The sequence below is a fragment of the uncultured Marivita sp. genome (genome assembly GCF_947488135.1).
GTDB lineage: Bacteria > Pseudomonadota > Alphaproteobacteria > Rhodobacterales > Rhodobacteraceae > Marivita.
Genome location: NZ_CANKYW010000005.1, coordinates 33,342 through 53,084, shown reverse-complemented (window position 1 = coordinate 53,084; position 19,743 = coordinate 33,342). Strand labels below are relative to the sequence as shown.

The 19,743-nt window shown below is 64.0% G+C and carries 24 protein-coding genes and 1 tRNA gene; 3 read left to right on the top strand and 22 right to left on the bottom strand.

From position 1 onward, the window contains the following. Positions 1 to 44: 44 nt before the first annotated feature. The 6 genes from Q1B16_RS14445 to rlmB form a co-directional block, all read right to left on the bottom strand. The gene (locus tag Q1B16_RS14445) at positions 45 to 374 is read right to left on the bottom strand and encodes a hypothetical protein (protein ID WP_299790072.1); all 330 of its coding nucleotides are present in this window, start codon (positions 372 to 374) and stop codon (positions 45 to 47) included. 77 nt (positions 375 to 451) lie between these two features. Continuing rightward, the gene (gene nusB / locus Q1B16_RS14440) at positions 452 to 955 is read right to left on the bottom strand and encodes a transcription antitermination factor NusB (protein ID WP_299790069.1); all 504 of its coding nucleotides are present in this window, start codon (positions 953 to 955) and stop codon (positions 452 to 454) included. Next, positions 952 to 1,500, bottom strand: a complete 549-nt coding sequence (locus tag Q1B16_RS14435) for a 6,7-dimethyl-8-ribityllumazine synthase (protein ID WP_299790066.1) — start codon at positions 1,498 to 1,500, stop codon at positions 952 to 954. The genes nusB and Q1B16_RS14435 overlap by 4 nt, the downstream gene beginning before the upstream one ends. Next, complete coding sequence (gene ribB, locus Q1B16_RS14430; RefSeq protein WP_299790063.1) at positions 1,500 to 2,627, bottom strand: 3,4-dihydroxy-2-butanone-4-phosphate synthase; 1,128 nt, start codon at positions 2,625 to 2,627, stop codon at positions 1,500 to 1,502. Before ribB ends, Q1B16_RS14435 begins: the two co-directional genes overlap by 1 nt. A gap of 203 nt (positions 2,628 to 2,830) precedes the next feature. Continuing rightward, complete coding sequence (locus Q1B16_RS14425) at positions 2,831 to 3,172, bottom strand: hypothetical protein (protein WP_299790060.1); 342 nt, start codon at positions 3,170 to 3,172, stop codon at positions 2,831 to 2,833. Between the two features lie 49 nt (positions 3,173 to 3,221). After that, positions 3,222 to 4,001, bottom strand: a complete 780-nt coding sequence (gene rlmB, locus Q1B16_RS14420; RefSeq protein WP_299790057.1) for a 23S rRNA (guanosine(2251)-2'-O)-methyltransferase RlmB — start codon at positions 3,999 to 4,001, stop codon at positions 3,222 to 3,224. 121 nt (positions 4,002 to 4,122) lie between these two features. Here rlmB and Q1B16_RS14415 point away from each other — a divergent pair. Then, positions 4,123 to 4,206 (top strand) — tRNA-Tyr (locus Q1B16_RS14415). Positions 4,207 to 4,296: 90 nt separating this feature from the next. Continuing rightward, positions 4,297 to 5,562 carry a DUF4147 domain-containing protein gene (locus Q1B16_RS14410; RefSeq protein ID WP_299790054.1) on the top strand — a complete coding sequence of 422 codons (1,266 nt, stop codon included), beginning with the start codon at positions 4,297 to 4,299 and terminating at the stop codon, positions 5,560 to 5,562. Here the strand turns inward: Q1B16_RS14410 and Q1B16_RS14405 are convergent. The 8 genes from Q1B16_RS14405 to Q1B16_RS14370 all read right to left on the bottom strand — a co-directional run bounded on the left by Q1B16_RS14405 (position 5,538) and on the right by Q1B16_RS14370 (position 11,163). After that, positions 5,538 to 6,320: a 5-oxoprolinase subunit PxpA gene (locus Q1B16_RS14405; protein ID WP_299790051.1), complete on the bottom strand. Its 783-nt coding sequence runs from the start codon at positions 6,318 to 6,320 to the stop codon at positions 5,538 to 5,540. The two genes, Q1B16_RS14410 and Q1B16_RS14405, sit on opposite strands and share 25 nt — an antisense overlap. A 3-nt stretch (positions 6,321 to 6,323) precedes the next feature. Next, entirely contained in the window at positions 6,324 to 7,346 is a 1,023-nt protein-coding gene (locus Q1B16_RS14400) for a biotin-dependent carboxyltransferase family protein (RefSeq protein ID WP_299790048.1), read from the bottom strand. Then, positions 7,343 to 8,089: a carboxyltransferase domain-containing protein gene (locus tag Q1B16_RS14395; protein ID WP_299790045.1), complete on the bottom strand. Its 747-nt coding sequence runs from the start codon at positions 8,087 to 8,089 to the stop codon at positions 7,343 to 7,345. Before Q1B16_RS14395 ends, Q1B16_RS14400 begins: the two co-directional genes overlap by 4 nt. A 38-nt stretch (positions 8,090 to 8,127) precedes the next feature. After that, on the bottom strand, positions 8,128 to 8,319 hold the full coding sequence (gene yacG, locus Q1B16_RS14390; RefSeq protein ID WP_299790042.1) for a DNA gyrase inhibitor YacG: 192 nt from the start codon (positions 8,317 to 8,319) through the stop codon (positions 8,128 to 8,130). Continuing rightward, positions 8,316 to 9,338: a ribonuclease E/G gene (locus Q1B16_RS14385; RefSeq protein ID WP_299790039.1), complete on the bottom strand. Its 1,023-nt coding sequence runs from the start codon at positions 9,336 to 9,338 to the stop codon at positions 8,316 to 8,318. The genes yacG and Q1B16_RS14385 overlap by 4 nt, the downstream gene beginning before the upstream one ends. Further along, positions 9,335 to 9,913, bottom strand: coding sequence for a Maf family protein (locus Q1B16_RS14380; RefSeq protein WP_299790835.1), 579 nt, complete (start codon positions 9,911 to 9,913; stop codon positions 9,335 to 9,337). The genes Q1B16_RS14385 and Q1B16_RS14380 overlap by 4 nt, the downstream gene beginning before the upstream one ends. A 64-nt stretch (positions 9,914 to 9,977) precedes the next feature. After that, positions 9,978 to 10,196: a translation initiation factor IF-1 gene (gene infA / locus Q1B16_RS14375; protein WP_005978431.1), complete on the bottom strand. Its 219-nt coding sequence runs from the start codon at positions 10,194 to 10,196 to the stop codon at positions 9,978 to 9,980. 82 nt (positions 10,197 to 10,278) lie between these two features. Further along, on the bottom strand, positions 10,279 to 11,163 hold the full coding sequence (locus Q1B16_RS14370) for a carbon-nitrogen hydrolase family protein (RefSeq protein ID WP_299790036.1): 885 nt from the start codon (positions 11,161 to 11,163) through the stop codon (positions 10,279 to 10,281). A 131-nt stretch (positions 11,164 to 11,294) separates the two neighbouring features. Here Q1B16_RS14370 and Q1B16_RS14365 point away from each other — a divergent pair, with 131 nt between their 5' ends. Further along, the gene (locus tag Q1B16_RS14365) at positions 11,295 to 12,317 is read left to right on the top strand and encodes an endonuclease/exonuclease/phosphatase family protein (protein WP_299790033.1); all 1,023 of its coding nucleotides are present in this window, start codon (positions 11,295 to 11,297) and stop codon (positions 12,315 to 12,317) included. A gap of 6 nt (positions 12,318 to 12,323) precedes the next feature. Here the strand turns inward: Q1B16_RS14365 and Q1B16_RS14360 are convergent, their stop codons facing one another. The 8 genes from Q1B16_RS14360 to Q1B16_RS14325 all read right to left on the bottom strand — a co-directional run bounded on the left by Q1B16_RS14360 (position 12,324) and on the right by Q1B16_RS14325 (position 19,713). Then, complete coding sequence (locus tag Q1B16_RS14360; protein WP_299790030.1) at positions 12,324 to 12,899, bottom strand: GNAT family N-acetyltransferase; 576 nt, start codon at positions 12,897 to 12,899, stop codon at positions 12,324 to 12,326. Next, the gene (locus tag Q1B16_RS14355) at positions 12,899 to 13,294 is read right to left on the bottom strand and encodes a ketosteroid isomerase-related protein (protein WP_299790027.1); all 396 of its coding nucleotides are present in this window, start codon (positions 13,292 to 13,294) and stop codon (positions 12,899 to 12,901) included. The genes Q1B16_RS14360 and Q1B16_RS14355 overlap by 1 nt, the downstream gene beginning before the upstream one ends. Next, positions 13,291 to 13,740, bottom strand: a complete 450-nt coding sequence (locus Q1B16_RS14350; RefSeq protein ID WP_299790024.1) for a low molecular weight phosphatase family protein — start codon at positions 13,738 to 13,740, stop codon at positions 13,291 to 13,293. Before Q1B16_RS14350 ends, Q1B16_RS14355 begins: the two co-directional genes overlap by 4 nt. Positions 13,741 to 13,743: 3 nt before the next feature. Beyond that, positions 13,744 to 14,223, bottom strand: a complete 480-nt coding sequence (locus tag Q1B16_RS14345) for a UPF0262 family protein (protein WP_299790021.1) — start codon at positions 14,221 to 14,223, stop codon at positions 13,744 to 13,746. 68 nt (positions 14,224 to 14,291) lie between these two features. After that, positions 14,292 to 15,512 (bottom strand): Coenzyme F420 hydrogenase/dehydrogenase, beta subunit C-terminal domain, encoded by a 1,221-nt coding sequence (locus Q1B16_RS14340; protein WP_299790018.1) that lies wholly within the window; start codon positions 15,510 to 15,512, stop codon positions 14,292 to 14,294. Positions 15,513 to 15,699: 187 nt separating this feature from the next. Next, positions 15,700 to 16,782 (bottom strand): phospho-N-acetylmuramoyl-pentapeptide-transferase, encoded by a 1,083-nt coding sequence (mraY, locus tag Q1B16_RS14335; protein WP_299790015.1) that lies wholly within the window; start codon positions 16,780 to 16,782, stop codon positions 15,700 to 15,702. Positions 16,783 to 16,789: 7 nt separating this feature from the next. Next, positions 16,790 to 18,232 (bottom strand): UDP-N-acetylmuramoyl-tripeptide--D-alanyl-D-alanine ligase, encoded by a 1,443-nt coding sequence (gene murF, locus Q1B16_RS14330; RefSeq protein WP_299790010.1) that lies wholly within the window; start codon positions 18,230 to 18,232, stop codon positions 16,790 to 16,792. Then, positions 18,229 to 19,713: a UDP-N-acetylmuramoyl-L-alanyl-D-glutamate--2,6-diaminopimelate ligase gene (locus Q1B16_RS14325; RefSeq protein ID WP_299790007.1), complete on the bottom strand. Its 1,485-nt coding sequence runs from the start codon at positions 19,711 to 19,713 to the stop codon at positions 18,229 to 18,231. Before Q1B16_RS14325 ends, murF begins: the two co-directional genes overlap by 4 nt. Positions 19,714 to 19,743: the final 30 nt, after the last annotated feature.

Below are 19,743 nucleotides of genomic sequence, written 5' to 3'. Positions count from 1 at the left end.
CCTCGGGAATGAGAGAACCACACGGTTGGCGTGGTTCCCGCCGCTTATTTCCTCTGAAAATTCCGAACGTTGCCGCGCGGCGCCATCGCTTCCACCCGGATCGGCGTCAGTGTGATGGGCCGACCGCGATGGTCATCGTCATCATCGTCATCATCGTATTTCATCAACATGATCGAAATGCCGAACTGCACCCCGGCGAACACGATCCCGTTGAACAGCCAGAGCAGGAAAACGGCCAGGAATCCGACATCGGTATGCGTCACCAGATGCCACAGGTTGACGACGTTGAAATAGAGAAGAAGCGTCACGAAAATCGCGGACAGGACAAAGCCGATGGCGGTTTGACGGATATACATCTTGATCAGATCGGGCATGACAGCACCTCGCTTTCCCTAACCTAACCTAAGCCGCATCGTTTTGGTTTCAAAGCGCCCAATGCGCGCAGCCCGCGTCAGAACGCCTCTGGCCGGGCCTCGCGCGCCATATGGTCGAGCACCGCGTTGACGAATTGCGGCTCCTTGCCCTCGGGAAAGAACGCCCGCGCAACGTCCACATATTCATTGATGATGACCTTGGGCGGCGTTTCCGTCGCCACCAGCTCGGCCCCGGCCGCCCGGAACAGCGCCCGCAGCGTCGGGTCGATCCGCGCGATGGGCCATTTCGCCACCAATCCACGGTCCGTCATCTGGTCGATCTTCGCCTGCCAGTTCACCGCCTCGTCACAGATGCGCCGGAACAGGTCGACATCGCCTTCGACCATCGCCTCGCCCTCGATCTGCGCCAATCCGAATCGGTGATCCAGAAACTCCACCGCAACGCGGTCGACCGACTGCCCGGATTGCTCCATCTGGAACAGCGCCTGCACGGCATAAAGCCGCGATGCGGATCGCTTCTGGCGTTTCTCGTCCACCTTGCGCGTGGACGATCCGCGAGGAGGCTTGGCAGCGTGGCTCATGCGATATTCGGGTCCTTGGTGTCACCGGCGATCTGGTATTCGTCCTTGGCGGGGACAAATCCAACACCCTTGCGGGCCGCGCCCCACTTACGGCTGAGCGCGATCAGGTGCAAGGCCGCAGCCGCAGCACCGCCACCCTTGTTCTGTCCCGCAACCTCCGCACGGGCCTGCGCCTGCGCCATGTTTTCGACCGTCAGTATCCCGTTGCCGATGCACAGCCCCTGCAACCCCAAAAGGGTGATGCCGCGCGAACTGTCATTGCACACCGTTTCGTAATGCGTGGTTTCTCCTCTGATGACACATCCCAACGCGACATAGCCGTCGAAATTCGACATCCGTTCGGCAATCCCGATTGCCGTCGGAACCTCGAGCGCGCCCGGAACCTCGACCAGGTCATGCGTCCCGCCACATGCCTCCACCTCGGCCCGCGCGCCAGCGATCAGCTGATCCGCGATGTCCCGGTAATAGGGCGCAACCACTATCAAAATCTTAACGGGACGGTCGAAAACCGGGCGGTCCAGCGTGTAATGTTCAATGGATGCCATCACCCCAACTCCGAGATTTTGCGTGTGCCAACGATTTCAAGGCCATAGGCCTCGAGCCCGACCACCTTTGGCGTCGGCGAATTGGTCAGAAGCGTCAGCTTCGACAGGCCCAGAGACGACAATATCTGCGCCCCCAGCCCGTATTGGCGCAGCGTCTTGGGCGAAATCTCATCGCCCACATCCAGCTTCATCGACGTGTCGCGCAGCAGAACCACGACGCCCCGCCCTTCGGCCGCCACCGCCTGCATCGCGTGCTGGAACTCGTCGGCCCGTCCCTTCGGCCCGGTGCCCACAACGTCCAGCATCGGGTCCATCGCGTGCATCCGCACCAGAACCGGATCGTCCCCGGACAGATCGCCCTTGGTCAGAACGATATGCTCGTCGCCGTGGGTTTCGTCGGTATAGATCCGCATGTCCCACTGGCCGCCGAATTCCGACGTGATCGTTTCCTGCTTGCGCACCCGCACGAGATTGTCATTGCGGCGGCGATAGGCGATCAGGTCGCTGATCGTGCCGATTTTCAGATTATGCCGCTGTGCGAACGCCACCAGCTCGGGCAACCGCGCCATCGACCCGTCTTCGTTCATGATCTCGCAGATCACACCCGCCGCGTTGAGCCCCGCAAGACGGCTCACATCCACCGCCGCCTCGGTATGGCCCGCCCGGACGAGCACACCGCCATCCTTGGCCCGCAGCGGAAACACGTGCCCTGGCGTCGCGATGTCCTGCGCGCCCTTGGTCCCGTCGATGGCCACCGCCACCGTCCGCGCCCGGTCGGCTGCCGAAATCCCTGTCGTCACCCCTTCGCGCGCCTCAATGGACACCGTAAAGGCCGTCTCGTGACGCGACGAGTTGTTGGTGGACATCAACTCCAGCCCCAATTCGCCGATCCGCTTCGACGTCATCGCCAGACAGATCAGCCCGCGCCCGTGCATCGCCATGAAGTTGATCGCATCGGGCGTCGCCCATTGCGCGGGAATCACCAGGTCGCCCTCGTTCTCGCGGTCCTCGTGATCGACAAGAATGAACATCTTGCCATTGCGCGCGTCCTCGATGATTTCTTCCACCGACGAAATCGCGTCTTTCCAGTTTTCCTCGATCGGACCGGGATTTTCAAATGTCGTCACACGGGGCCTCCGTTACTGCACCTGCGCACTTAGAACAGGTCGCCGGAATTGACCAGTGAAACGTCCCGTACGGTTGATCCGTACGGTTCGGGCCCCTCATCTGTACGGTTCCGGACCAAACCCTGTGAACGGACCCGCATCGGGTCAAAAATCACTGATTTCCCGGCTTGAACCGCACGGATCGTACGGCCGATCCGTACAATTCAGTCAAAAATGTCCTCGAGCACGTCGAAGGCTTCCTCGAAGAACCGTTTGGCGAGCGTCTTGCGCTTCTTCTTTTTCTTCTTCCTGGAATAGCCCACTTCGCGCTCCCAGACCGGCATCGGAGTCACCGCGCCGCGCCTCTGCTTTGGAACGGGACGATGCGTGTTGACCTTGGTGCTGGACACCGGTGTCTCCACAGCATCCGCGCGCAGCAACTTCATGTCGTGCAGCGGTGCGCCGCAGGCGGCACAACTCAACTCGTGACGGCTTTCCCCCCGTAAAACAAGGGCCGCGCGGGTTCCGCAATAGCAGCAGGTGACAATCTTCGTTCCGTGTGGCATGGCCTCTCCTTTGCTCAGGATATTGGCACGCGACCCGCCAACCGCAAGCTCAGGCCCGTGCGGCGTAAAGCGCCACCGCCGCCGCGTTCGACACGTTGAGCGATCCGAACGCCCGCGCAAACGGGATCTTCACCAGCGCATCGCACGTGTCCTTGGTCTTGGGCCGAAGCCCCGGTCCCTCGGCCCCCAGCACCAGCGCGATCGGTCGATCCCGCACCGGACCGATGGCGTCGTCAAGCGTCTGATCCGCCTCCCCGTCAAGCCCGAAGATCATGTAACCCATTGATCGCAAACGCTCCATCGCATCTGCAAGATTGCGTTCGCGCAGATAGGGCTGGCGCTCCAACGCGCCGGACGCCGTCTTGGCCAACGCCCCGGTTTCCGGTGCCGAATGGTGCAATGTCCCCACCACGGCGGACGCGCCGAAGACTTCCGCGGATCGCAGAATCGCTCCCACATTGTGCGGGTCCGTCACCCGGTCGAGCAGCACCACACGCGGCGGACCCTCGCCCTGCCCAAGCGCCACGTCCTCGAGCCGCCCCCAGTTGAGTGGCTTCACCTCCAACGCAGCGCCTTGGTGCACGGATTGCGGATCAATGGGGGCCGCGAACTTGCGCGGATCGCTCATTTCCGGTTCGATTCCAGCGACTTCGATGGCATCGGCCAGCTTGTCCATTGCGTTGCGCGTCACCACCAGCCGCAGCCGTTCGCGGTTCGGATTGACCAGCGCATCGCGCACCGCGTGCAACCCGAACAACCACACCGTTTCGGCAGCCGCCGCCTTCTTGGACTGTTCCTTGGCCACCACCCATTTCGGTTTTTTGACCATCACAGCCCCCTTGTTCGCCTTGCAAAATTCGCCTCCCGCTTGATGGGATTTTCCTGTTGACGCCGCAAGGGGGCAATTGTAATCACCCGCTCACGCCGAAAGCAGGGCTTTGGGCGTAAGTGGGCGACAGGCCGCAAGGTGTGGCAGGGGACTGTAACTCCCTCGCGGAGACGCACGCCTGGTTCGATTCCAGGGTCGCCCACCACTTTCTCCAAATGCAATCATTTGAATGCGCTGCATGAGCGGCGATGCGCAAGCGTTTGACTTTCAACGTCTTTGCAGAACTAATCCCGGCATGACACGGATCGACGATCTTCGCACCAAGGCGCGCCTGCTGTTCGATGCCGCCATCACCGCCGCCGATCCTGCGCGTGCGGTCCGACGCGGATTGGCGCAATCTTCACTGCCACCGCAGGAACCGGGCGGGCGCACCTTCCTGATCGCCATCGGAAAGGCCGCCCCTGCGATGCTGGCCGAAGCGATGAAGGCCATCCCGGACGCCGACGCTGCCCTTGCCGTGACCCATCACGAAAACGACACCACGGTGCAGGGCGCAGAAATCCTCCGCGCGGGACACCCCATCCCGGACGAGGCCGGGGCCCGCGCCGCACAGCGCGTGATGGAGCTTCTGGCGCAAGCAGGCGAGGATGACCGCGTTGTCGCGCTGATTTCCGGCGGCGGGTCCGCGCTCTTGCCCGCGCCGCTTCCGGGCGTCAGCCTCACCGAAAAGGCGCGGCTGAACGATCTGCTTCTTTCGGCCGGGCTGGACATCGTGCAAGTGAACCTGGTGCGCCAGCAGGTAAGCTTGCTCAAGGGCGGCGGGTTCGTCCGCCTTGCCGCCCCGGCCCCGGTCAATGCCTACCTGCTGTCGGACGTGATCGGCGACGATCTGCGCGCCATCGCCTCGGGTCCCACGGTCAGCCCGATCGGAACCGCGTCCGAGGCCATTGCCACGCTGAAAACTGCGGGCATCTGGTCTTCGGTGCCCGCGTCGATCCGCAGACACCTGGAAACCGTGCAAAATCAGGACCTTGCGCCGCTGCCAGACGCCACGAACACGCTCGTCGGATCGAACCGCCTGTCGCTCGAAGCGATGGAGCAAGAGGCGCACCGGCTCGACCTGACCCCGAGGATCGTGACCGATGCGCTGACCGGGGACGTGCAGGATGCCGCCCGAAAGGTCTTGTCCGAACTCATTGCACGCCCCGAACCCACGGCGCTCCTGTTCGGTGGCGAAACCACTGTCAAACTCACCGGCACCGGGCGCGGCGGGCGCAATCAGGAACTGGCCCTGCGCGTTGCGAGCCAAGCGCCCGAGATCACTGCAACATGGGTGTTCCTCTCGGGCGGCACCGATGGCCGCGACGGGCCGACCGATGCCGCAGGCGGGTTGGTGGACGCAGGCACCCTGCCCCGGATCAAGGCGGCGGGCCAGGACGTTCACAGGCTTCTGGCCAACAACGACAGCTACGCGGCGCTCGCGGCGGCGGGCGATTTGCTCATGACCCGCGCCACGGGCACCAATGTCGCCGATGTTCAGGTCTTGCTGATCGCGCCCTGACGCCCTGCGAACCGCTGCAACGACACGCCTGCACCGGCCAGGGCGACCCGCACGGCGCGCGCGATCTGCACCGCCGTTGCGCCGTCGCCATGCAGGCAGATCGTGTCGACCGCTGCCGGAATGTGTGTGCCGCTCTCGGTGATGATGGCGCCCGCCTTAACCATCTCGACCATGCGGCGCCCCGCAACCTCGGCATCGTGGATTACCGCGCCGGGCAGGCTGCGGTCCACAAGCGTCGCGTCGTCGTTGTACGCGCGGTCCGCGAAAATCTCGCCGGCCCAGCGACATCCCAAAGCCTCGACCGCCGTCTGCTGCTGAGTCGCGGCCAGCACCATGATGATGATGTCAGGGTTCACCGACAACGCGCCTTCGTAGCAGGCCGTCGCCATCGCGGCATCCTCGGACGCCATGTTCGCTAACGCGCCGTGCAGCTTCAAGTGCCGCACAGTGCCGCCCACCGACTGCGCCATCGCCTGCGCCGCACCCAACTGATACCGCACGAGGTTGCGCAGGCTGTCGTGGCTCAGCTGCATCCGCCGCCGGCCGAAGCCTTGCAGATCGGGAAAGCCGGGATGCGCGCCGATGCCCACGTCATTCGCGACCGCAAGCGACATGGTCTCGGACATCACGTCCCAATCACCCGCATGAAACCCGCAGGCCACGTTGGCCGAGGTGATGATCTCCAGCAGCTCCGCATCCGACCCCATCGGCCAGGGACCGAAACTTTCGCCCATATCGGCATTCAGATCGACATGCATGGCCTAGTCCTCCTGCAAGGGCGCGTCACCTGCCGTGGCGCCGCTGATGAGTTGATAGCTGAGAAGATCGCGCATCTGCGCCGGATCACGCACCAGCGGCGTGCGCAGCTTGGGCAGGTTGCGAAGCTGCTCCCGCATCCGCGCCTCTGCCGCCAGAGCGGCGTCCCGTGTCACGAAGGTGAAGCGCAGCGTGCCGCCCGGCGAGGTCTGCACGGCGCGCGGCAGGTCGGCGGGGATCACCGTGGCGATCCGTGGATAACCGCCCGTGGTCTGGCTCTCGCTCAGCAACAGGAACGGCGTACCGTCGCCGGTGATCTGGATATCGCCGGTCAGGATCGCTTCCGACAGGATGTTCAGACCCTTGCTGGCCGAAAACCCCTCACCGTCCGAATTGAGCCGCATCCCCATCCGATTGGCGCGCGCATCGCGGGTGAACGCGGTCTCGCAAAAGCGGTCCCGTGTGCCTGCGTCGAACAGATCGGTCTGGAAACTAATGATCAGGCGCAGCGTGCCTCCCTCGAACCGACTGTCCTGTGGCAGGGTCCATCCCACATCGCCGCGCGTGTCAGGTCCAACCGGCAGAGCATCGCCCGCCTGAACGACCGCACCGATCCCCGCCGCCAGATGCGCCGAGCGCGCGCCCAAAAGAACCGGCGTGTCGAACCCGCCGCCCACATGCAGATACCCGTAACTGCCAGCGGTCGCGCCCCTGATCTCAAGCCGCGCGCCTGCTGGCATGGCGTGAGACGCGTTCCAGACCAGCGGCGCACCGTCCAATGTGGCCCGCATCGGTGCCCCCGTCAGGGCGATGCGCAAGGGTTCGGTCGCCTCGAACACGCCGCCCGATCCGGGCAGTTCCAGCGCCGCGCTGTCACCGGGTTGGCCCAGCAAGGCCGCACCCTCCGCCAGGGCCAGCCGGTCCATCGCTCCGCCGCGTGACACGCCGAACGCGCGGTATGCGATCCGCCCCTGATCCTGCACCGTCGCACCGGGCGCGATGCGATGCACCTTGAGCGCGCGGCTCACCGGATCACCTCGATCTCGGCCCCGCCATCGGGGTCGTCGGCGTAGCGCGCAACCACATCGGGTGATGCTTGCACGAATTGCACCTCGTCGCCGGGACGCAGGAAAAACGGCGTGTCGCTTTCCGGACGAAAGAGCTTGAGCGCCGTTTGCCCCACATGCCGCCAGCCTGTCGGGTTGGCGACGGAAAACAGCACCAGTTGCCGGATCGCGACCACCAGCGCGCCCTCGGGCACAGCCTTGGTCAGCGCCGTCTGGCGGGGAATATCCCAAGCGTCGGGCAAGAGGCCCAGATAGGGCTGACCCGGCGCGAAGCCGATGGTCTGCACCCGCACCCGCGCCTTGGACAACGAGGCGACCGCCTCCTCGACCGACAGCGCCGCCGCCTGCGCCGCCTCTTCGAGCTGGGGCGCGAGGTCGGTGCCGTAGACCGTCGGCACGCGGATGAACCTGCGCCCCTCAGGCAAGGGGGCCGCGTACCAGTCGCGATCGGATAGCAGCGACTCGAGATGGTTGATCAGCGCATCGAGGCCCAAGTGCAACGGATCGAAGCGCAGGAACACCGACACGAGCGACGGCGCGCATTCCTCGATCCCGTCAATGTCCGCACGTGACACCGCCGCGGCCAAGGCCAAGGCTGCGCGGTTGGCGGGTTCCGACAGGTGGTCGCCAAAGCTCACCAGAACGCCGTCCAGACCCGCCGCGCGGATCATCGGTTCGAAGGATGAAGTGCTCGTCCCGTGCATATCCAAGCCGTACCATGCGGACCGGGCAAGACAAGCCGCTAGTGGATCTTCCGTGCGTCGGCCTCGGCCTGCTCCGTAGCTTCAATGGCCGCCTCGATATCGTCCGGGTCTTCCGACGGCACCGCGTATTGACCGTTCAACCAGCGCGCCAGATCCACATCCGCGCAGCGTTTCGAACAGAACGGCCGCATCTCGGGGTTGGTTTCCTTGCCACAGATCGGACAGCTCATATCAATACCTCGCTCAGCGGACGTCGATCGCGTTTGCGTTGTAACTCGATATGCCCCAGCGGAGTCCACCCCACGAAGACGGTTTCCACGCTGTCACGTTTCAAGGCACCGCGCAGGGCGCTTTCGATCTGGCGGCGGTCTTTCTTGGCGGTGGGCGCGGGGTCGATCACGATCTGCCCGCCCAGCCCGCGCAGCCGCAACTGGCGTGGCAGGTCTTTGACCGCCGCAAGATTGGCCTTGAGACCGGCGGCAGGGCTGGTGTCGCCGCCCGTGTTCACGTCCACCGCGACAAGCGCGCGGGTCGGCTCGATCGCCATCGACGCCTGTCCGCCCAGCGGCACATCGCGGGCCCGCAACCCGTCAAGCACATCCAGAATGCCGTGCCGTTCGAAACTGCCATCGGCGCTGTCGATCTCGGCCATGTCGGTCCATTCGCGCCATGCGAGCAGATGCGGCCCGTCGCCTTGGGTCAGCACTTCCGCGTCCCCCGCAGCATCCGCCATCACCGTTGTCGCCAGATCGGCCATCGCGGCAATGTCGTCTGCGATCTCGCCCGCATCCGCACCCTCGCACGACGACCGCAGGATCAGACCGAATCCATCCGCGTCCATGATATCGTGTGCGATCTCCAAAAGGCTTTCGCGCGCGTCGTCATCCTTGATCCGACGCGACACGTTGATCCCCGGCGCATCCGGCGTGACAATGGCATAGCGGCTCTTGAACAGCACCTTGTGCGTGACGGGAATGGCCTTGCCCGGCTCGGCATAGCCCGTGACCTGCACCAGCAACGTTTGGCCGGGCGACAGGCCCTTGACCTGCCGTACGAAGGCCGAGCCATCGGGCGTGCGCAGGAACATCCCCCCTTGCCCCTTCATCGGGCGTTCGACGATGGCACGGTAGATGGTGCCGGGCGCGGGCAGATCGGTGTCCAGAAACAGGTCTTCGACCTGCCCGTCCACCATCAGCGCCGCGACTTCGCGTTCGCCGATATGATCCAGCGCGATTAAGCGGCCCTTCATGCCGACACCTCGTAAAGCGGATACCCTGCTGCCACCAACAGGTTCGCGGTCTCTGCCAGGGGCAACCCCACAACGGCGCTGAAACTGCCGCTGATCCACGGCACGAAGGCGCCCGCCGGGCCTTGGATGGCATAGCCACCCGCCTTGCCGCGCCAATCGTCGCTGGCGAGATAGGCATTGACCTCTGCATCGCTCAGTCGCTTCATCTTGACCTGCGTGACCACGTCCCGCTCCCAAAGCTGCGGGCCGCGCCGCACGGCCACCGCCGTCACGACACGGTGCCGCCGGCCGGACAGAGCGTACAGGAATTGCGCCGCCTCGGCCGCATCGGCGGGTTTTCCGAGAATGCGCCGACCCAATGCGACTGTCGTGTCAGCGGACAAGACGATCTCGTCGTCACCGGCAGGAATCGTCAAAGCCTTTTCACGGGCAAGGCGCACGCAATAAGGACGCGGCAATTCACCGGGGCGGGGTTCTTCGTCTATGTCGGGCGGACGGATGTCATCCGCCTCGACGCCGATCTGCGCCAGCAGTTCCCGCCTGCGCGGGCTGCCGGATCCAAGAACCAGTCGCAATGTCATGTGAGTCCGCATCGTGCCCGGAGACCGGGCACTTCATTTCGAGATGCGGGCATCCCGCTTACTTGAAGCGGTAGTTGATCCGACCCTTGGTCAGATCGTAGGGCGTCATTTCCACTTGCACCTTGTCGCCGGCAAGAACGCGGATGCGGTTCTTGCGCATTTTGCCTGCCGTGTGCGCGATGATCTCATGGCCGTTCTCAAGCTCGACCCGAAACGTCGCGTTAGGCAGGAGTTCCTTAACGACACCGGGAAATTCGAGCGTATCTTCCTTGGCCATGGTTTCTCCTAAGTTAACGTCCCCGTCATAGTGCGAGGCGCGCTATTAAATGGGGGCAAACGGCCAATTTATCAAGGCCTATTCAGCCGAGTTTCCGCAGTGCGGCAATCCGATCCCGTCCCGATTGCTCGTCCCAGTGGCGCCGATTGAGCACGACTCCGTCCTTGCGCACATGGGCGATCCGTTCCAGATCGACCTCGGCATAGGTCCAGCCGGGCACGTTCAAGCTGCCTTCCGCGATCACCCCAGTGGCCGGAAAGCCGGTGTCAGGGGGCCCGAATATGCCGCCCATCCCCGTGTTTTCGTCCACCGCATAGGACCAATCACATGATCCAACAGTTGAAGACATGACTGTAACACACTGATTTTCCAAGGCGCGCGCCATGGCTCCGATGCGGACACGGGAATAGCCGGTCAACGCCTCTGTGCAGGACGGCACCAGAAGAAGATCGGCCTCCGCCATCGCCCGCCCGAGCAGTGGAAACTCGCCATCATAGCAGATCAGGATGCCGATCCGTCCAAGCGCTGTGTCGAAGAGGTGCAGCGGTCCACCGCCGATCACGCCCCACTCCTCGCGCTCGAAACGGGTCATGATCTGCTTGTCCTGATGGCCCATGCTTCCGTCCGGCGCAAAGAATCGCGCCCGGTTCACCGGTCGGTCGCCGAGATTCGCATCGAAAACGGGGGCCGAGGCCGCGAGGATGTGAACCCCGTACCGCCGCGCCAATGTCGCGTGCAGGTCATCCGCCTCTGGCACGCGGTCGGACACGGCGCGCAGGGACGCCTCAAGATCCATCGCCGCCTCGCGCCCCGCGAGCGTCGCCAGTTCCATCGCACCGTATTCCGGAAAGACCAGAAGGTCGGCTCCCGCCTCAGCCGCCTCGCTCACCCATTTTGTGAGCTTCTCCTCGTAAGCGCCGAAAGAGGCGATAAAATCCATTGGATAAGCAGCGGCTGCGACTTTCATGATGCTCTCGTGATTTGCTTCGGCGACCCTGCCGCGCGTCGACAGGTCAGTGCCGGAATGTTACCTTCGACCTCATTCAAATCACTCCGTTCCCGCTTGTTCAATCGCATTTTCAAAGAAGGATACTCCCCATGGCCTTCTACCACTGGCTGAAACGATACCAACACGACCTGTCCGATCCCGGCAAAGCCGACTGGATCGCGACTCGGCTTCTGGCGCTGCGGCAATCGCTCCGGGAGAGCGGGCTTGGCAAAAGGGATCCGAAAAGCCTCATCATCGGGTCCTGGAACATCCGCGCCTTCGACGATGGCAAGCCGCGCCGGGACGAGAGCTTTCATTACATCGCTGAAATCATCGACCATTTCGACATTTGCGCGGTGCAGGAGATCAAGAGTGATCTTGAGCCGCTGCGCAAACTGATGACCCTGCTCGGCCCGAATTGGGATTATTTCGTCACCGACGTGACCGAAGGCGGGCCCGGCAACAATGAACGGCAGGCATTTCTCTACGACACCAACCGCGTGCGATTCCGCAATCTTGTCGGCGAAGTCACCCTGCCCCGGGACGCCTTGATCGACGGCAACCAGATCGCCCGCACGCCCTTCTTCGCCGCATTTCAGGCCGGATGGTTCAGGTTTACGTTGATGAGCGTCCACATCCTCTACGGCGGGACGGATGCCGCCTCCAAGGCCCGACGCGCAGCCGAGATTTCGGCGCTCGCCCGACGTGTCGCGGACCGCGCCCGCCGCGAGGACGAGGTCTACGTGATGATCGGCGACATGAATATCGAGGCGCGCAATGACAGCATTATGCAAGGGCTGACCGATCACGGCCTGACGGCTCCCTATTTCGGCCCGACCAACCTGCGCGGCACGAAATACTACGACCAGATCGCCTTCACCGGCGAGGACACGCGAACGAATTTCCTGCAATCGGGCAGCTTCGACTGGCGCGATGCGGTGTTCGGCGCGGCGGACAAGGATCATTACAGGGCGATATCCGATGCCGAACGCGCCGTGCCCTATTCCGACTGGGACGACGCCTATGAGCGGTATTTCAGCAGTTTCGAGATGTCGGATCACCTGCCGATCTGGGTCGAAATCCGTACCGATTACTCGGACGACTACCTGCGCCGTTTCGTGACAGGCGCCTGACGCCCTTTAAAGACGCCGCAGCCAGACCTGCAAAGGCTTTTCGGTCTCGGTTTCCTGATCCACATCCTGCCAGGAAAACCGCGCCACCGCCCCCTCGACCGGAGCATAACCACGTTTGCGCCAGAACCCGTCCAGCGGCTGATACGCCGCAGGTTTCAACGGATGATCGTCGGGCCGGACCACTCCGCAGAACGCGCTGAAGGCAAAGCCGGCCTCACGCGCGAAGGCTTCGCGCCGGTCGAAGAACACATGGCCCAGCCCCCGCCCGCGATAGTCGGGCAACAGCACCGACTCCGCGCAGTAGAAGACCTGCTCGACCGGGGGCAAAGGCCCGCGCATCTGTGACGCGTCGGCGTGATCGGCAAGCGGCATGCCCGTGGCCGCCCCCACGATCCGCCCCCCGTCCCGCGCCGCGATCAGAACCGCGCGCGGGTTGTCGCGATAGGACCGCAGGTAATGCGTCTCATAACCGGGATCGCCTTCGTAGAGGTAGGGCCACGCGCGAAACACCTCGATGCGCAGGGCCGCCAGATCGGCAAGCGCCGCATCCAGCGCCTCTCCGGTCAGCGCGTCGACCTGCATCACGACACCTGTCTGATCCAATCGCTCAGATTGTAATAGGTCACGACCCGGCTGATCTTGCCGTCATCGAGAGAAAAGAACGATCCGGCAGGCAGGCGATAGCCTTGGCCCTTGGCCTCGGGCAGCCCCGTATCGGTGGCAAGATAGGTGCCGTTGACCATGTACTCCGCCGCGCCGCGCCCGCCATCTTCCGCGACGAAGACCACCAATTCGGTCAGCGTCTCGTCATAGCAGCGCGCCATGTGCTGGCAGAACGCCTCGAAAGCCTCGCGCCCGATCCGAACATCGCCTTCGTTGACATGATGCGCCACGTCATCGGTCAGGCAATCCAGCATGCCGGCGATATCCTTGCGATTGAACGCATCGAAATACCGCTCCAGTGTTGCACGGCTCATATCTGCCCTCCCCATTTCCGTTTGATGTGATCGACCAACTGGTCACGTGTCTGCCGATAGGCGTTGAGCTTCTGTTCGCGCGTTTCGCCAAGGCCCGTCGGGTCCATAATCGGCCAGTATTCCACCGTCAGATGATAGAACCGCGTCAAATCGAGCGCCCGCCGCTGCGACGCCGGAGACAAGGCCACGACAAGATCGAACCCCGACAGCGCTTCGCCGTTCTCTTCCAGTTCATCGAAACTGCGCGACCGGTGACGGTTCAGCGCGATCCCGATCTCGTCACAGACTGCGATCGCAAAGCCGTCGATCTCCAGATCGTTCACCACACCCACGGACTGCACATAGGTCTTGAAGCCGTAGAGCTTTTTCATGATCCCCTCGGCCATCGGGGATCGAACGGCGTTGTGATCGCAGCAAAACAGAATCGATTGCGGCAACACCCCCAACGATCAGCCCCCGAAATGCAACACGCAGACGAGCGTGAACAGGCGCCGCGCGGTGTCGTCGTCCACCGTCACCTTGCCCTCGAGCCGCTCTTGCAGGATGCGCGCGCCTTCGTTGTGGATGCCGCGACGCGCCATGTCGATGGTCTCGATCTGGCTGGGTGGCAGGGTTTTCACCGCGTCGAAATAGGATTTGCAGATCTGGAAATAGTCCTTCACCACCTGCCGAAACGGGGTCAGGGACAGGTGAAATTCCGCCGCCTTTTCATGGCTTTCCGTGGTCACGTCGAACACCAGCCGCTTGTCCCGGATCGACAGACCGACATTATACGGCCCCGGCGGAACCGGCTTGCCGTCGCGGTCAGGCAATTCGAATGTGTTGTGCTCCATCAGGTCGAACATCGCCACACGGCGTTCCTGTTCGATCTCCGGCGTGGGCGGGGGCAGATTGCCGTCGTCCAGTTCGATATGGGCAATGCGTGTCATGGGCGGTGTTCCTCGATCTGCGCACCTCCCTAACGCGCGTTGATATGGCGCGCAATCTGACCTTTCGGTCAACCGCGCGTCTCGTCCTTTTCGGGCATCAGACCATAGCGCGCAGCCACACGCCAGACATGGGCGGGCACCATATTCTTGATCCGCGCGGGATGTGCCCGTCGAAGGTGCAAAATCGTCTCGATCGCCTTCATTTCGACCCGTGCGCGCGCGAATTCCAGACCACGGGGGCCGGTCCGCGGTTGCAACCACGCCACGATGGGCCGCACCCAATCCGGCATCCGTCGGAGCGGCAATCCGCCAGCCGCGCGTTCGGTATTGGCCATGAAGCCTTTGACCGCCGCGTCGCGCTTCCCCCTGTCCGTCAGGCCCCGCCGGACCACCCGGTCACCCAGTCGATCCAGCACCGCCGCCCCCCGCGCATTGCGCACGATCAGCCACTGGTCACCGTCGCCGCCCATGTACCCAACAGTGATATCGGCAAGGCGATTGGTGTAGTCGACACAGGTCTTGCAGGTCATTGGAAAGAAATCCGCAGGCAGGTCCGACAGCGGCAGCTTGAGGAACGGAATGAACCGGGGCTTGCGCCCGTCATCGAACCGCAACTCGACCCGGTAATCCGCGCGGAACTCGAGATAGGACACCGTCTCGGGCCGGTCATCCAACCGCGCCAGGAATGCATGGAAATTCTCGGTCGTGGTGTTGTCCGAACAGGGCGTGCCGATCACCGTGATCTCATCGAACCCAAGCTCTGCCTCCAACGCCCGCAGGGCATAGACCTGACACGGGATCCCCACCACCGCAATGCGCCGATGCCCCGCCGCCCGCGCAGGCTCCAAAAGCGCCAGAAGCGGCCCGTATCCCATCCGCATCCCCCGGCACTGCGCCATATCCTCGGCCTGGGTCACGATCACCGGCAGCGGCTTCCAGCGGTCCTCCGGGTCCGGCGCCGTTGCCAGAACCGCGTCCACGGCCCCTGCCCGCAGCAACTCCGCCGCCAATGCCGTGGTCAGCCCGGTCCATTGCGCGCCCTCCGCCGCAGGCTCCAGCCGCGCGCGATAGATGGCCTGCGTGACCCCGAAAAACGCCTCGTCGCCGTCTCCGGCCAAACGGCCATGAACCGACGTCTCAAGGCTCTCGTAATCCGGTTGAATGAACTGGCAGGCCCGCCCGCAGGCACGGCCATCCCCCATGCGCGACACACCGCAATCGGTACACAGACCCGCCCGCGGCGCGCCGCCGATTTCCGGCATCGTCAAGCCAATGCGACCACCATCCATGTCCGACTCCACTTATGGCAATGTGTCAATTTTAGTTGACACATTAAGAGAAAGCGAGTCCTTGCTTCTTCTTTTTCCAAATATGCAAACGCGCCGCTGCAACCTGCGCGCCGTGTGGCACGGGCGTCCCCCCACCATTGGCCCGAGGACGTCGCCGAAGGCGTAAGGACGAGGCAATCCGCGCGCGTCAGCGCACCTTCAAGGTCGCCAACCCGATCAGCGCAAGGATGAGCGAGATGATCCAGAACCGGATCACGATTTGCGGCTCGGCCCAACCCTTCTTCTCGTAATGATGATGGATCGGCGCCATCAGGAACACGCGCTTGCCGGTGCGTTTGAAATAGAGCACCTGGATGATCACCGACAGCGCCTCGACCACGAACAGGCCGCCAACGATGGCCAGCACGATCTCGTGCTTGGTCGCCACCGCGATTGCGCCCAGGGCGCCGCCAAGCGCCAGAGACCCGGTATCGCCCATGAACACCGCCGCAGGCGGCGCGTTGTACCACAAAAAGCCAAGCCCGCCGCCGAAGATGCCTGCGGTAAAGATCAGGATTTCGCCGGTTCCGGGCACGTAATGCACGTCGAGATACTCGGTAAAGTCGACCCGTCCCACCGCATAGGCAATAACGCCAAGCGTGCCGGCCGCGATCATCACCGGCATGATCGCCAACCCGTCAAGCCCATCGGTCAGGTTCACCGCGTTGGCGGCACCCACGATGACGATCACCGCGAAAGGCACGAAAAGATAGCCGAGATTCAGCAGCGTGTCCTTGAACACCGGGAACGCCAACTGGTTCGTCAGTTCCGACGGGTGATATTGCGCGGCCCAGTACCCGGCGATGGCTGCGATCAGAAATCCAAGCAATAATCGCACCTTACCGGACACACCTGCGGTGTTCTGCTTCTTGACCTTGGCATAATCATCGGCGAACCCGATCAGCGCGAAACTCATGGTGACGAAGAGCACCATCCACACGAACGGGTTGTCCAGCCGCGCCCAAAGCAAGGTCGAGGTCAAAAGCGCTCCGACGATCAGAAGCCCCCCCATCGTCGGCGTGCCCGCCTTGGAGAAATGCCCCTCGGGTCCGTCGCTGCGGATCGGCTGCCCCTTGCCCTGACGCTTGCGCAGCACGTTGATGAGCGGCTTGCCGAAGAAGAACCCGAACAGCAATGCCGTCAGGAACGCACCGCCCGCCCGGAAGGTGATATAGCGAAAGAGGTTGAAGAAATCGCCCCCGTCCGACAGCGCGGTCAACCAGTACAACATGAGATCTTTATCCTTCCGCCTCGTCGCGCGCGTTGCCTTGGCTCATATTGCGGATGGCGTCAACCACGCGGGCCAGCCGCATGGAGAGCGATCCCTTGACCATCACCACGTCCCCTGCGTCAAGCTGGCGGGGCAGCCGGGCGGCCATGTCATCGGAGGTTTCGAACCACAGGCCACGGCGCTCTTCGGGAAGCGCGTCGTGAAGGTGCCGCATCAGCGGACCGACGCAATGTATTTTGTCTAGAACCCGTGTCGCATCCAGATCGGCCAGCGCCGCGTGGAGCTCCGGTCCGGTCGGCCCCAGTTCCTTCATGTCGCCCAGAACGGCGATGCGCCGCCCCCGGCTGACCCGGCCCACGTCATGCTGCACCGGTGCTGCCGCGAGAACGGCCAAAGCCGCAGCGACCGAGGCCGGGTTCGCGTTATAGGCATCGTCAAAGAGCGACAGCGTTGCCTTCGGGTCCGCCGCGTCAAGCTGGATCGTCACATGCGCCCCGCGCCCCGCACCGGGGTGCCAGCGCCCCATCGCCGCCAGCGACAGCGCCCGGTCCAGATCCAGCACCTCGCACACGGCCAGAACCGCAGCCCCGTTGATGGCGAAATGCCGACCCGGCGCGTCGATCTTGTAAAGCAGCTGACCATGGTCAAACTCGGCCTGCGCAACGCTATGGCCATCGAGCTCCCGTACCGAGGTCACGCGCATGTCGCGGCCCGCGCCTTCGCCGAACGACACGCTGAGCGCCGCCTTCTCCTCGGCCCGCGCCTTCAGGATCGGACTGGTGGGCAAATCCCCGTTCCAGATCGCCACGCCGCCGGGTTCCAGCCCGTCGAAGATCGACGCTTTTTCATGCGCGATCCCGTCGATGCTCTCGAACGCCTCCAGATGCGCTGGCGCGACGATCGTCACTAAAGCCACGTGCGGACGCGCCAGCTTGCTCAGCGGCGCGATTTCACCGGGATGGTTCATGCCGATCTCGATCACCGCGAACTCGGCGTCGCGCGGCATCCGCGCCAGCGTCAACGGCACGCCCCAATGGTTGTTGTAGCTGGCCTCGGCCGCGTGCACCCGGCCATGCGCGCCCAGAACCGTGCGCAGCATTTCCTTTGTCGAGGTCTTGCCAACCGATCCGGTGACACCCACCACCTTGGCCGCCGTCCGTGCGCGCGACGCACGGCCCAAGGCTTCAAGCCCGGTCTGTACCTTGTCCACGATCAGCAGCGGCGCATCCTTTGCCACGCCGTCGGGCACCCGGCTGACCAGGGCCGCCGCAGCCCCCTTTTCCAAGGCCTGCGCCACGAAATCATGCCCGTCGCGCACCGCGGTCAATGCCACGAACAGGTCTCCGGGTTGGATCGTGCGTGTGTCGATGGACACCCCCGTTGCCGTCCAGTCAGCCGTTGACGTCCCACCCGTCGCCTCAACGGCCTCTGCGCTGGTCCACAAGGTCATGCCAGTTTCCCGTCCAGCGCCGCCACCGCCACGCTGGCCTGTTCCGCATCGTCGAAGGGGTAGATGGTCGTGCCGACGATCTGGCCGGTCTCGTGCCCCTTGCCGCAGATCAAGAGCGCGTCGCCCGGCCCCACGGCATCGACGCCGCGCAGGATCGCCTCGGCCCGGTCGCCCACCTCGGTCGCCTCGGGCGCGCCTTCCAGAACGGCCGCGCGGATCGACGCGGGGTCTTCGGTGCGCGGGTTGTCGTCCGTGACGATGACCTGATCGGCGAATTCTGCCGCCGCTGCACCCATCAAGGGCCGCTTGCCCGGATCGCGGTCACCGCCTGCGCCGATGATCGCCACCAAGCGTCCCATCACATGCGGGCGGATCGCCTGACAGGCGGTCGCCACGGCATCGGGCGTGTGGGCATAATCCACGTAAACCGCCGCCCCGTTGCTGCGTGTCGCGGCAAGCTGCATGCGGCCCCGCACGGTCTCAAGCTCGGGCAACACCGCGAAGACCCGGTCCGGCGCAGCACCGCTGGCGATCACAAGACCCGCCGCCACCATAACGTTTTCGGCCTGAAAGCCGCCGATCAGGTTCAACCGCGTCTGGAACGTCTCACCGCCAAAGCGAATGCGGACGTCCTGTCCGGTGGCGTCAAAACGCTGTCCCAGAAGCGTCATGTCCGCCCCGATATCGCGCCCGACGGTCATGATCTCCTGCCCGCGGGCCCGCGCGATCGACGCCATGTCCACCCCGCGCGCGTCGTCGATATTGATCACCGCGATCCCGTCCTCGGGCAGCACGCGCGCGAAAAGACCCGCCTTGGCGTCGAAATACGCCTCGAAGCTCTCGTGGTAATCCAGATGATCCTGCGTAAAGTTGGTGAATCCCGCCGCGCGCAGATTGACCCCGTCAAGTCGCCGCTGCGCCAGCCCGTGCGAGGACGCCTCCATCGCCGCATGGTCGATGCCCGCCGCAGCCGCCCCCGCAAGCGCGCGGTGCAGGGTGATGGGTTCCGGCGTGGTGTGCATCAACGGCAGTTGCCAATCCCCTTCGACACCCGTGGTGCCCAGATTGACAGCCGGATGCCCCAGCAACTGCCAGATGCGCCGCACGAAACTCGCCACGCTGGTCTTTCCGTTGGTGCCGGTCACCGCGACCATGATGTCGGGCTGGCTTTCGAACCAAAGCGCTGCGGTGAAGGCCAGCGTCTGGCGCGGATCGGCGGCGATCACCACCGCGGCGGTCGAGGCCGCTAGGTCTTCCTTGGCGATCTCGGCCCCCTCGACGTCGGTCAGGATGGCCGCAGCCCCCATGCGCAAGGCGTATTGGATGAATTCACCGCCATGCATCTTGGTGCCCGGCAAGGCGGCAAAAAGATAGCCCTCTTTCACGTCGCGGCTGTCCACGGCCAACCCCGTGACAAAGGCCTCGGCCCCACCGCGCGCCGTCAGACCAAGGTCTGTCAGGCTCTTGGCGTCTGCCCCCATGACGCACTCCCTCGTATCTTGTGCCTCGCC